Raw genomic sequence first — 12052 nt, 5'->3', positions numbered from 1 at the left:
CGACAATTGTTGGTCGCCCAATCAGCAGTCATCACTAGGCCAATGGTTCGCTGGCCCGATGGCATCCCCCGATTGACACCCTCCCCCGCGCCTGCCAAGTGAGCCGCTGCCGGGTTCCCGGCACGCCAGAGATCCCGGAAACCCGCCCATGCTTCAACGCGCAGCCCCCGTCGTTTTCGTCCTGCTCTGGTCGACCGGGTTCATCGGGTCCAAGCTCGGCGCCGACGATGCCGAGCCGTTCACCTTCCTCGCCCTGCGTTTCCTGATCGTCCTGGCACTGCTGTGGCCCGTCGCGCTTGTCGCCGGGCGGCGCACGCGCGGCTGGGCCGAGCGCGGCCACGCCATGGTCGCGGGCATGCTCATCCACGGCGCCTATCTCGGCGGCGTCTTCTGGGCGATCCGCCACGGCATGCCGGCGGGCGTCGCCGCGCTGATCGTCTCGCTGCAGCCGGTGCTCACCTCCCTTTTCGCGGGCCCGCTGCTCGGCGAACGGCTGACGACCCGCCACTGGCTGGGGCTTTTCCTCGGCCTCGCCGGCGCGTTGCTGGTCCTCGAGCCGGGCCTGCGCGGCGCACTCGCCATCGGAAGCGGCATCACCGTCGCGACCGTCGCCGCGACGGTCTGCGCATTGCTGGGCATCACCGCCGGAACGCTCTGGCAGAAGCGCTTCGCCACCGGCACCGACCTGCTCGCCGGCACGATCTGGCAATATGTCGGCGCGCTCGCCCTGATCGGCGCCGGGTCGCTCGCATTCGAGACAAGGGTAATCGACTGGACGCCGAAATTCGTCTTCGCGCTCGGCTGGCTGGTCCTCGTCCTGTCGATCGGCGCGATCTTCCTGCTGATGCTGCTGATCCGCCAGAACGCGGTGTCCAGCGTTTCTGGCCTGTTCTATCTCGTGCCCGCCTGCACCTCGGTCATCGCCTTCCTCATGTTCGGCGAGACGCTGACGCTGCCGCAGCTGGCGGGCCTCGTGCTGGCGACCCTCGCCGTGCTGATGATCTCCGGGGTGAGGTTCCCGCGCCGCGCGCCGGTATAATGGACTGTCGGCGCTCGCAGGTTACCGCGATTTAATTTGATCTTTGGTGCCGCATCCTTATTTGCGGAGCAGCATAACCCATTGGAGAGCGTCAATGTCCGCCGTCACCCGCATCGCGGGATCCCCTTGGTTCGTCTGGGCGCTGCTGGCCCTTCCCGCCGTTCCCATGATGTCCGGGCTCGTATCCGGCGGCGAGCTGGAGGAATTGCTCCATCCCACCGGCGAATTCGCCGCCCGCTTCATGATCGTTGCCATGCTGGCGACGCCGCTTCGCATGCTGTTTCCGAAGGCCAGGTGGGCTTTCTGGATGGTGCGCAAGCGCCGCTGGTTCGGCGTCGCGGCCTTCGGCTATGCCGCACTCCACACCCTGCTCTACATCGTCGACACCGGATCGCTCTCCGCCATGGCCCGCGAGTTTTTCGAGCTCGGCATCTGGACCGGATGGGCCGCCTTCGCGATCTTCGTACCGTTGGCGGTCACCAGCAACGACGCCTCGGTGCGCGCCTTGATGAAATGGTGGAAGCCGCTGCAGCGCTGGGTCTATCCGGCTGCCGTGCTGACCCTGCTCCACTGGATCTTCGTGCACAACGACTTCGCCCCGGCGCTGATTCACTTCGTTCCGCTCGCCCTGCTGGAGGCCTACCGCATCCGCAAGAACCTGCAGGCGAATGCCGGGCGGTCCGCCGCGGCCGCCTGACGCCGCCATGCCGCCCCCTTGCGGGCGGAAGGCGTACCGGCGATAAAGACAGCGGTTCCATGAACACGCTCCTTCTCCTCCGCCACGCCAAGTCGTCCTGGGACGATCCGTTGCTTGAGGATTTCGACCGGCCGCTGGCCAGGCGCGGCCGCGAGGCCGCCCCGGCCATGGGCCGCCTCATGGCGGAGCGCGGCTGGCTGCCGGACCTTGCCCTCGTCTCGCCTGCCGCGCGTGCCCGCGAAACCTGGGCGCTGCTTGCCGCCGCCCTGCCCGCGCCGGTCGAGCCCCGCCTCGAACCGTCGCTCTACATGGCCGCCCCGGAGGAGATCCTCGCCCTGCTGCGCGCGCTCGACACGACACCGGAGACCGTCCTCGTCATCGGCCACAATCCGGGGCTGGAGGAATGCGCCGCCCTGCTTGCCGCCCCCGGCTCCGATCCGCGGGCGCTCGCCCGCATGCGTCGGAAGTTTCCCACCGCCGCGCTGGCCCGCTTCGCCTTCGAAGGCCCCTGGTCCGCGCTCGGTTCCCGCGGCGCGCGCCTGCTTGATTTCCTGAAGCCGAAGGATCTCTGAAACGCGGGTCCCCGCGCCCGGCGCCGGCCTGCGGAAGACGCGACCGCCGTCTTTTGCCCGCAACCGCGGTCTTTTGCTAATGTGCGCGCGCATTGCCCGGGCTCGCGCGGGGATGTGCCCCATGAAATGCGGGGCCGGGCATATGGCTTGTCGAATGTCTTTTGATCGGGAAGGAGCAATCGCACATGTCCGTGAAATTCGTTGAAGGATCGCCATTCGGTTCGCTCGCGCGGCTTCTCCGCAACGGCGTTCTGGCGGCTTCGTGTTTCCTCGTTTCGCCTGCGGCCGCGCAGGTTCCGTGTCCGCCGCCGCCCGGCACCGCCATGGATTCCTGCCTTGCCGGGGCGTGGATCGGAAGCAACAACGCGATCGACCAGCTCAGGGCCGCCTTCACGCGGATGGGCATGGCCGACTACTTCTACGACCTGACCCTGGACATGGCGCACATCCTCGCCATTCGCATCTACGAGGACGGCTTCTACGCCACCATACCCTTCAACCGGAACATCGAGGCGCAGGAGGTGCAGGAAAGCACCGGCGACCTCCACATCGCCCAGTTCGACCTGCGCGTGAACACCGAGACCGGCCACATGTGGACCGCCGGCAACCAGCTGAAATTCTGCTCCAATGGCGGCGGCGCGCTGCTCGGGGCGACCCTGACGACACCCGACGGCAGGAAGTCCGCGACCATTCCGGTGCCGGGCGGCGCGCCGACCTTCATCCCGCAGATCACCTATTCGTGCGGCGCCGACAGTCTCAGCATGACCGTCGCCCTGCCGCAGCCGGTGGGAAATATCGACTACTATCTCACCCGCGTGAATCCGGCCCGCTTCCCCGAGGAACTGTCGGGATTGCTGCGCCCGGAGAGGGAATAGCCCGACGCCGCACGGTCCCGGCGCGGTCCGCCGTCTTCTCCTGACAGCCTCCTGTCAGGAGCGGTGGGTGATGATGCATTCCCCGTGCCTTTCCCCTTTCCTTCGCGCGCGTCCTTTCCCATATTGGCCGCATGGCCAAGTCCCCCGAGAAGAAGACCGGCAAGCCCTCCGGTTTTGAAGAGCAGCCCCAGCAGGATTTCGACGCCGCGCCCCTGTCCGGCAGCGTCGAGGACTGGGTGAGGCAGCTCGAGGACGAGGCCGCGCGCGAGGCCCGCGCCGCGGAGACGCGCGAGATCCGCTCGAAGGCGGGGAAACACCGCCGGAAGGCTGAGAAGAAGGCGGAGAAGAAGGCCGAAAAACCGGACCGCACATACACCGTGGGCGACAAGCGCACCGGCGGCGGCGTCTCCATCGGCGGCACCAACGATCCGCGCGAGCGCGCCGCGGCGGGCCTCAACCCCGTCGCCGGCCTCGACGTGTCGCTGGAGGAGGCCGACCAGCTCGCCTCCACCGCCGGGGTGACGGCCACGGTCGAGGCGCTGAAGGCGCTGATCGATTCCGGCAACCCGCTGCACAAGAACGGCGAGCTGTGGGTTCCGCACCGCCCGGCCCGGCCGGAGAAGTCCGAGGGCGGCATCCCGATCCGCATGAAGTCGCCCTTCGAGCCGGCGGGCGACCAGCCGGCGGCGATCCGCGACCTCGTCTCGGGCCTGGAGGACGGCGACCGCACCCAGGTCCTGCTCGGCGTCACCGGCAGTGGAAAAACCTTCACCATGGCCAAGGTGATCGAGGAGACGCAGCGCCCGGCGCTGATCCTCGCCCCCAACAAGACGCTGGCCGCCCAGCTCTACGGCGAGTTCAGGAACTTCTTCCCCGACAACGCGGTGGAATATTTCGTCTCCTACTACGACTACTACCAGCCGGAGGCCTACGTCCCGCGCACCGACACCTATATCGAGAAGGAATCCTCCATCAACGAGCAGATCGACCGCATGCGCCACTCGGCCACGCGCGCCCTGCTCGAGCGCGACGACGTCATCATCGTCGCCTCCGTCTCCTGCATCTACGGCATCGGCTCGGTCGAGACCTACACGGCCATGACCTTCCAGATGACTGTGGGAGACCGCATCGACCAGCGCCAGCTTCTCGCCGATCTCGTCGCCCAGCAATACAAGCGCGCCGAGGTCAACTTCGTGCGCGGCACCTTCCGCGTGAAGGGCGACACCATCGACATCTTCCCGGCCCACCTGGAGGACCGCGCCTGGCGCATCTCGCTGTTCGGCGACGAGATCGAGTCCATCGACGAGTTCGACCCGCTGACCGGCCGCAAGACCGACGCGCTCAGGAGCGTCAAGATCTACGCCAACTCGCACTATGTCACCCCGCGCCCGACGCTCAACCAGGCCATCAAGTCGATCAAGGAGGAGCTGCGCCACCGCCTCGACGAGCTGAACCGCGCCGGCCGCCTGCTGGAGGCGCAGCGGCTGGAACAGCGCACCCAGTTCGACCTGGAGATGCTGGAGGCCACCGGGTCGTGCGCCGGCATCGAGAACTATTCGCGCTACCTCACCGGCCGCAAGCCCGGCGAGCCGCCGCCCACCCTGTTCGAATACGTCCCCGACAACGCCATCGTCTTCATCGACGAGTCCCACGTCACCATCCCGCAGATCGGCGGCATGTATCGCGGCGACTTCCGCCGCAAGGCGACGCTGGCCGAGTACGGCTTCCGCCTGCCCTCCTGCATGGACAACCGGCCCCTGCGCTTCGAGGAGTGGGACGCCATGCGCCCGCAGACCGTCGCCGTCTCGGCCACCCCCGGCGCGTGGGAGCTGGAGCAGTCCGGCGGCGTCTTCGCCGAGCAGGTCATCCGCCCGACCGGCCTGGTCGATCCGCCGGTCGAGGTCCGCCCCGCCCGCAGCCAGGTCGACGACGTGCTGGACGAGATCCGCAAGGTCACGGCGGCGGGCTACCGCACCCTTGTCACCGTGCTGACCAAGCGCATGGCCGAGGATCTCACGGAATATTTGCACGAGCAGGGCGTGAAGGTCCGCTACATGCACTCCGACATCGACACGCTGGAGCGCATCGAGATCATCCGCGATCTCCGTCTCGGCGCCTTCGACGTGCTGGTGGGCATCAACCTGCTGCGCGAGGGCCTCGACATTCCCGAATGCGGCTTCGTCGCCATTCTCGATGCCGACAAGGAGGGCTTCCTGCGCTCCGAGACCTCGCTGATCCAGACCATCGGCCGCGCCGCGCGCAATGTCGACGGCAAGGTGATCCTCTATGCCGACCACGTCACCGGCTCCATGCAGCGGGCGATGGAGGAGACCGGCCGCCGCCGCGAGAAGCAGCTTGCGTGGAACGAGCAGCACGGCATCACGCCGCAATCGGTCAAGGCCAACATCGCCGACATTCTCGACTCGGTCTACGAGCGCGACCACGTCCGCGCCGACATCGCGGGCGCGAAGGGCCTTGCCGCCGACGAGGGCGCGCTGATCGGCAACAACCTGGAGGCGCACATCAAGGCGCTGGAGGGCCAGATGCGCGACGCCGCCGCCGATCTCGACTTCGAGACCGCCGCCCGGCTCAGGGACGAGATCAGGCGCCTGCGCGAGACAGAACTGGCCGTCATGGATGACGCCCTGGCCCGCGACACCGGGGTGGAGAACACCAGGGAATCACGCAAGCGTGCCGCGCAGGGCAAGCCGGTCAAATCCGGTTTCAGGAAACCGGGCCTCGATGACATGGGACCGGGTACGGACATGGCCAAGCCGCTGGGCAAGTCGCTGTTCCGCAAGAACACCCTGGACGAGAGGACGGTGGGCCGGACGGAGAAGCCGCTGGGTTCGGACGCCAAGCCCGTCAAGCGCGGCAAGATCGGCGCAGGTTCATATGAAGACCCGGCCGACGAACGCGCGCGGAAGCGCAGGCCGGGCAAGACAGGGAAGCCGGGGCGGTAGCGGCCCTATCCCCCCATGCGGAGGATGAGGAGCCGGTTGCCGCCCCAGCGGCAAGCCGACGACCCGGTGAATCGTTTCGGGCGACGAACGCGCAGGTAGCGGTCCCGCCTTGGCCATTTCCTGCATTTGCGATGCGTGCAGCGCGAACAGGCTATTGAAAGGGCGGAATTCGCCCTTTTATAACTCATACCCAATTTTCTTCAGTATTCCATTCGCATGACGATTGACAATACGAATTATATGATATCGCTCCGATAACTCGTTAGGGAATCTATTCGTAAGGTCTATCATTGATACCATCATTTCTGCAGCCTTATCACAATCGTCGCCTACCATTATCGCATTTATATTCTTGTCAAATACGTGCAACAGAACATCCATAACGCCAAAGGGGTGATATCTTTCGTTCCGCCGCTCCACAACGGACTTTAACAATGAAAAAGCCTCTAGCTCAGACACGAGCCCAGGACTGATCCCGCGAACAAGCGATCGCTTGGCGATAACCTCAGCCTTATGAGTTTCGATTTGATAACGATCATAGTTGCTGTCACACATTGCTTCGGCAGATTCAATCAAACGCTCGCACTCTTCAAAATGCTCACCATCCAGTTGCGCCATCGATATTTGAATGACAAACAAAGGGTCATTATGAGCGATCTTTAAGTGCCGGCACCTATCATAAAAGCTATGTATTTCTTTTTCAAAAAGCTTTTTGGCAATCTTTAGCCGCCCATCCTTGGCACTGTTCCTAGTATATATCTCCCGGTACAAATTGTATTGCATCAACGCTTTAGACATATCTCGATAAAAGTATACGTCATCATGACGATAGGTACGCTCAAGATTCAGCAGCGCTCTATACACAAGATCAAGAACATAAGAAATGTCAACCTTCGAGTTTAGCATATATTTTGCAAATACAGAAGATTTGAACTTAAAACAGCCTCTATCGCGATCTAGAAGTTCACCTATAGAGCTATTATTGATTTTCTCCGAAAAGTCCGACAGGCTGACTCGCAGGTCCAATAGATCCTCATATTCATAAAGATATCCATCAAGATTGTTTCTTGTGTACGCAAAATTCAGCACACAGACGATTATCAACAGATCACGATAATCTTTTGGCAGGGAGTCTAATTCAGAGAATAATGTATCCACCCTATTTCTGACCGATCCCCCATCAAATAGAGCAAAAAGGATACCTCGAATCTCTGCCCCACACCTGTTACGAATGAAGTCCACTTTTTGTTGCTTTGATGACAAATTTGTATAATCACCCCATAGGATATTTGAGTCTAGAAAATCGACCATTAGTTCCATCTCATTAGATGTAAGTATATTTACATCGAATTTGATAGCTGACGGTACTGCGTCTCTTACGTTGTGCCAATCAATTTCTAAGCGCTTTGTTCTATCTGTAGCCACGATAATATGACCATTATTTGTATCAGATATAATCCGAAGAAGATTTATATTCTTTGAAACATTCTCAATTAAGAAGATTGAGGACTCAACGGATTCGCAAAATCTTCTAACATCGCTTGTCGAATAGCTTCTTCCATTGTACTCAAAAACATTCGCATACCGACCTTGATACAGAGAACAAAAGTGATTTGCGATGACGGTCTTTCCATTACCAATATCTGAATAGAAAACAATACATTTTGGGTTTAAATTAAGCACATCGGAAAACCTTCTGGATACTCTATCAATATAAACACCGCGATTTTTATCGTATAATATAGATTTCGTAAAAAACGCCTCATCAATAGTCCCCAGCATGACCTCTTGCTGAACCTGTTCTCGAGAGGCATGATCTTCGCTATTTACACGCTCATAGACCTTCTTACGAAAGCAGTCGTGCACAAGACTATCGGCAGATCGGCGTTGCGGTCGTATTGACGCGACCCGATTAGCAAATTCCGTCAACCCTATCGGACAAACCTCGCCATACGGCTGAAGTCTTATAATAGACGGCCTACTCGGATTTTGTTGAACAATAAAGAATATCTTATTTTTGAGATTTGTAACACTATCCAAAAGCTTCCGTATATGAAAATCACTATTCGAAAATCCTATAAAGAACACAGCATCCGAAAACGTTAGATCATCAAGAAACTTTCGGTTCCATGAACTATTAATAAACCTGATATTCCTTGATTGATCATCAGTCAGGTAGAACTCCTGATCGAAATTATCGGAACTGAGTCTTTCAATATATCCATGAATATGGACTACTTCATTACCGCCCGGCTCGGGGGAATGCGCTCGATCAAGGACGGTAAAGCTTCTGTACACCTTTCTTTCAGATGTAGATGCTACCTCAAAAACATTATCATAGTTCGATGTATAAACTCGTCTCCAATTAATGCGAGCGATGTGACGATGGTCATAAGATACCTCTCTACACCGCATAGAGTGCATTAGTTCACTAAATACTCTTTGTTTATCGGCACCACACGCGACTTGTGCAGCCGTTTCTAAATCATATTCACTCCTATTTTCATCAACACCAGAAATATCAAGAAAGCGCTCTATTAAACCCGATACATTTAGAATATCTCCACCAGAAATACTTTTAGCACCTAACGAGAAACCAGAACCTGTAAAAAGTACACAGTTTCCAAATTTGATCTGTGATATTGCTTCATCTAGTTCCATTTTTACCCTCTTCAACCTACTGGATAAAAACTCGCCTGATTAGATATTGCAGAACCGAGACATAATTACAAATCGCTTTGAACGGACTTGCAAAGCCCCGGCCTCTTAGCATTCTCATCAGACAACGCAAACATAAAGCCTAGGTTCACAGCTATCCAGCCTCCCCATAAGCTACGGTGCGTCATTACTTATTTGCCCTTCTTAGTTAAGCTTCGCATCTATGCATCGAGATCATCGAAACGCTCCGCAAACTTCGCGTCTCCAGGGTAACCGGGGCCTTCGCCGGCATTTCACTATTGCTGCACCTAGAAGGACCGATTTCGCCCGATGCTGGCGGTCAGCCGTTAAGACCATCCTACCATTCGTCATCCATGGCCATCGGATTAAACCCGAGTACTATCCAAGGAACGAGGAGGACCGTCGTAGGGTGCCCCCCCGTTTTATAACCCACACCCCTTATCCCCCCCACTCCCGCCCAAACTTATCTACCGTCTCTGGTTGTCAAGCAGGGATGCTTTGTCGGCATGGTTTGCCCTCCTTTAGGATGGCGTTGATGATGACGACGAGGCGTCTCATGATGGCGGTGATGATGACCTTTGCAGGCTTGCCGCGCTGGCGCATTTCGGCGGCATATTGTTTGAAGACCGGATTGTGCGAGGCTGCGACGACGGCAGCCATGTAGAGGCATGAGCGCAGGGTTTTCCGGCCGGCGCTGATACGGCGCGGGGCGGACAGCTTGCCGGAATCGCGCGCTACGGGGGCGAGGCCGGCCAGGCTCGCGGCCTGCCCCTTGGTGAGCGTTCCCAGTTCCGGCATGTAGGCGAGACAGGCTTGGGCGGTCATCGGCCCGACCCCCTTGATGGAGCGGATGAGGGCGGCCTTGCGGGCAAGCTGGGGAGACGTCTCGATCAGCGTCTCAATCTCGGCGTCGAGCTCGGCGAGCTCCTTCCGCATGGCCGTGATATGGCGCGTGATCGATCGTTCGATGCGCTTGTAGCCGGCATGGTGAAGCCGGCGCTGTTCCATGCCAATCATCATCGCCAGGTCGTCGCGACGCTTGCGCAGGGCGCGCAAGGTGGTCTGGTCGGGATCGTCGGGAGCATGCAGGCGCAGGTCCGGCGTATCGCGGCCGTAAAGCGCCAGCATGCGCGCGTCGAGCGGGTCGGTCTTGGCCGCCAGGCCGCGATAGAGGGCGAACAGGCGGGTGCGCTGGCCATGGGCGCGATGCAGCGCGAGGCCGAGAGCGTGCGCCGCATCGACGACATGGCGCTCGTAGCCGCCAGTCGCCTCGCAGACGACGAGCACAGGCGTCCTTGCCTTGACGGCAGCGCGCCGCAGGAAGGCGCGTACAGCCGCCGGCCTGTTTGCGATCGCATGGGCGCTGTCGTCGGGCAGCACATGGATGGCGAGGGTCTCCTTGGCGACATCGAAGGCGATAATGGTGTGTTCGGCTTCTGGCTTGCCGAGAGGATTGGAATTGCACATTGTCATGGCGGTTGTCCGTTCGTCCTGGATTACATGCGGCCGCAAAGGCCTCTCTACCGTTCGGATGGCCGGAATGGATGCTGCAGGGGGATAAGATAAGTTACGGCCGTCGCAAGAGGCCCATCCACCACTGTCCCGCCTGCAGCCCGAAGCATCAGGGTGGCCGCCCTGATGCTTCATTCATTCCAGGCCGGAGAACCGGCCCGAAACGCTTTCAAAATGAAAATGTAATCCACCGCCCCGCCACCTGGCCGATAATCCCCGTGACGTCTTGACGGAGAAGGCGATGAAGTTCGACTGGGAACGAGCGGTGGAGCGGAACCTGGACGAGTTGTTGAGGATCGTCGCGCGGCTTTTCGTCCTCGCGGGGATCAGGACGGGCCGCTCGCTGGTCTTCCTGCCCCGCGGGCTTCGCACCCGCATCCTGTCTGTCCTGCGCCCCGCCGAATTCGCCGCCCGCCGCCTGGTCGCCATGGCCGCCTGCAAGCTGGTGACGGTCGTCACGCGCAGGGCGGAACCGCACGGCAAGCAGCTCCCGGCCATCCCCGGCACCGATCCGGGGACCGGGGATGCCCCGAGGCCCCGTTCCCTGAATGCCGCGACCCCGCCGGAATCGAAGAACAACCCGCTCACGGTCGTCCTCCGCGACGATGGCCCGGACGGGCATCCGGGCACCGCGCCCGCGGGCGGGCCGGAAACGCGGCCGGACGCCGACCCCACCGACGCCGAACTTTTGGACCTGTACCGCGACCGGCCGTCATTCGCGCTGTTCGACCCGTGGAAGCGCTACGCGCCCTTTCTCTTCGACGTCACCGGGCTGGACGGCCCTTTCGGCCACGTCTTCCTCGAATACGAGGGCGACGAAGACTGGCCCGCCCCGGGCCTCGACCCCGACGAGCTGGTGGACGCCCGCGCGATTTCCCGACGCATCCGTGCCCTGGCCCTGGCGCTGGACGATCTCGACGGCCAGGCCGCCCGCCTCGCCCGCTGGAAGGCGCGCTTCGGCCACGCCATCGAGCGCATGCAACTGGCGGACGCCGGGAAGATCGAGGGCCTTTCGCCCGACGCGGTGCGGCGGCCCTCCCCCTGGCGTTTCCGCCCGTTCCGTCCTGGCCTGCCGCCGGGCTGGCGAAGGCGGCCCAGGACCGAGATCGGGGAGGTGCTCAGGGAATGCCACGCGCTGGCCCTCGACGCCTGGAACACGTCGTGAGCGGCGGAAGGCAATTCGCGCCCGAGAACCCGGCCTCGCGAGCGGGGGCGCGGGGCCGATCCCGCGCGCGCCCACGAAAAAGGCCGCCCGGCGATTGCCGGACGGCCCCTGTCGGTTCGCGTGTCCGTCAGCCGTTGTCGGCGGTCGGGACCTTGGGCATCATGACCGGCAGTTCGTCCATCGCGGCCAGTTGCCGGGCGCATTCGTCCGCCACCTTGCGGGTGCCGTTCTCGACCCCGGCGACGGTCGACCAGCCGCCGGCCTCGATGAAATCGTCACGCTCCCAGGCCTTGGCTTCCTTCAGCCGGGCCAGTTCCACCTTGGCGTTCGGGCCGGCGGCGAACTGGTTGATGCAGATCGCCGCGATCACCTTCACGCTGGCCTCGTCCGCCGCCTTGCTGCTCATCTCCTGCGCCGTGCCGCCGGTCACCCAGCCGGCGAAGCCGAAGCCGACGATCGCGAGCGCGACCGCGCCCCCCGCCGCGCCGGTGGCTGCGGGTTTCACCCATTCGGGAATCTGCATGGAATGTCCAATCTCTGAAAACGGGCG

9 protein-coding genes are annotated in these 12052 nt (G+C 61.2%); 6 read left to right on the top strand and 3 right to left on the bottom strand.

Features of this window, described 5'->3' with window-relative positions:
- Positions 1-148 precede the first annotated feature (148 nt).
- The 5 genes from HTY61_RS00970 (at position 149) to uvrB (ending at position 6146) form a co-directional block, all read left to right on the top strand.
- A complete protein-coding gene (locus tag HTY61_RS00970) occupies positions 149-1039 on the top strand; it encodes a DMT family transporter (RefSeq protein ID WP_175275031.1) in 891 nt (296 codons plus the stop codon).
- A gap of 94 nt (positions 1040-1133) precedes the next feature.
- A complete protein-coding gene (locus HTY61_RS00965; RefSeq protein ID WP_175275030.1) occupies positions 1134-1736 on the top strand; it encodes a protein-methionine-sulfoxide reductase heme-binding subunit MsrQ in 603 nt (200 codons plus the stop codon).
- Positions 1737-1795: 59 nt separating this feature from the next.
- Positions 1796-2308 carry a SixA phosphatase family protein gene (locus tag HTY61_RS00960; RefSeq protein ID WP_175275029.1) on the top strand — a complete coding sequence of 171 codons (513 nt, stop codon included), beginning with the start codon at positions 1796-1798 and terminating at the stop codon, positions 2306-2308.
- A 185-nt stretch (positions 2309-2493) separates the two neighbouring features.
- Positions 2494-3183: a hypothetical protein gene (locus HTY61_RS00955; protein WP_175275028.1), complete on the top strand. Its 690-nt coding sequence runs from the start codon at positions 2494-2496 to the stop codon at positions 3181-3183.
- A gap of 131 nt (positions 3184-3314) precedes the next feature.
- Positions 3315-6146, top strand: coding sequence for an excinuclease ABC subunit UvrB (gene uvrB / locus HTY61_RS00950; RefSeq protein WP_175275027.1), 2832 nt, complete (start codon positions 3315-3317; stop codon positions 6144-6146).
- A 177-nt stretch (positions 6147-6323) separates the two neighbouring features.
- On the opposite strand, the gene HTY61_RS00945 is transcribed toward uvrB, so the two are convergent.
- Together HTY61_RS00945 and HTY61_RS00940 are read right to left on the bottom strand one after the other, a co-directional pair.
- The gene (locus tag HTY61_RS00945; RefSeq protein ID WP_175275026.1) at positions 6324-8807 is read right to left on the bottom strand and encodes an SIR2 family protein; all 2484 of its coding nucleotides are present in this window, start codon (positions 8805-8807) and stop codon (positions 6324-6326) included.
- A 501-nt stretch (positions 8808-9308) separates the two neighbouring features.
- Positions 9309-10298 carry an IS110 family RNA-guided transposase gene (locus HTY61_RS00940; RefSeq protein WP_175275025.1) on the bottom strand — a complete coding sequence of 330 codons (990 nt, stop codon included), beginning with the start codon at positions 10296-10298 and terminating at the stop codon, positions 9309-9311.
- Positions 10299-10578: 280 nt separating this feature from the next.
- Here HTY61_RS00940 and HTY61_RS00935 point away from each other — a divergent pair, with 280 nt between their 5' ends.
- Entirely contained in the window at positions 10579-11502 is a 924-nt protein-coding gene (locus tag HTY61_RS00935) for a hypothetical protein (protein ID WP_175275024.1), read from the top strand.
- 127 nt (positions 11503-11629) lie between these two features.
- Here the strand turns inward: HTY61_RS00935 and HTY61_RS00930 are convergent, their stop codons facing one another.
- Positions 11630-12025 (bottom strand): hypothetical protein, encoded by a 396-nt coding sequence (locus tag HTY61_RS00930; protein ID WP_175275023.1) that lies wholly within the window; start codon positions 12023-12025, stop codon positions 11630-11632.
- Positions 12026-12052 lie beyond the last annotated feature (27 nt).

It is taken from the genome of Oricola thermophila (assembly GCF_013358405.1).
In the GTDB taxonomy this organism is placed as follows: domain Bacteria; phylum Pseudomonadota; class Alphaproteobacteria; order Rhizobiales; family Rhizobiaceae; genus Oricola; species Oricola thermophila.
Note: the sequence above shows the minus strand (reverse complement) of the source record. Positions and strands in the feature narration are given on the sequence as shown.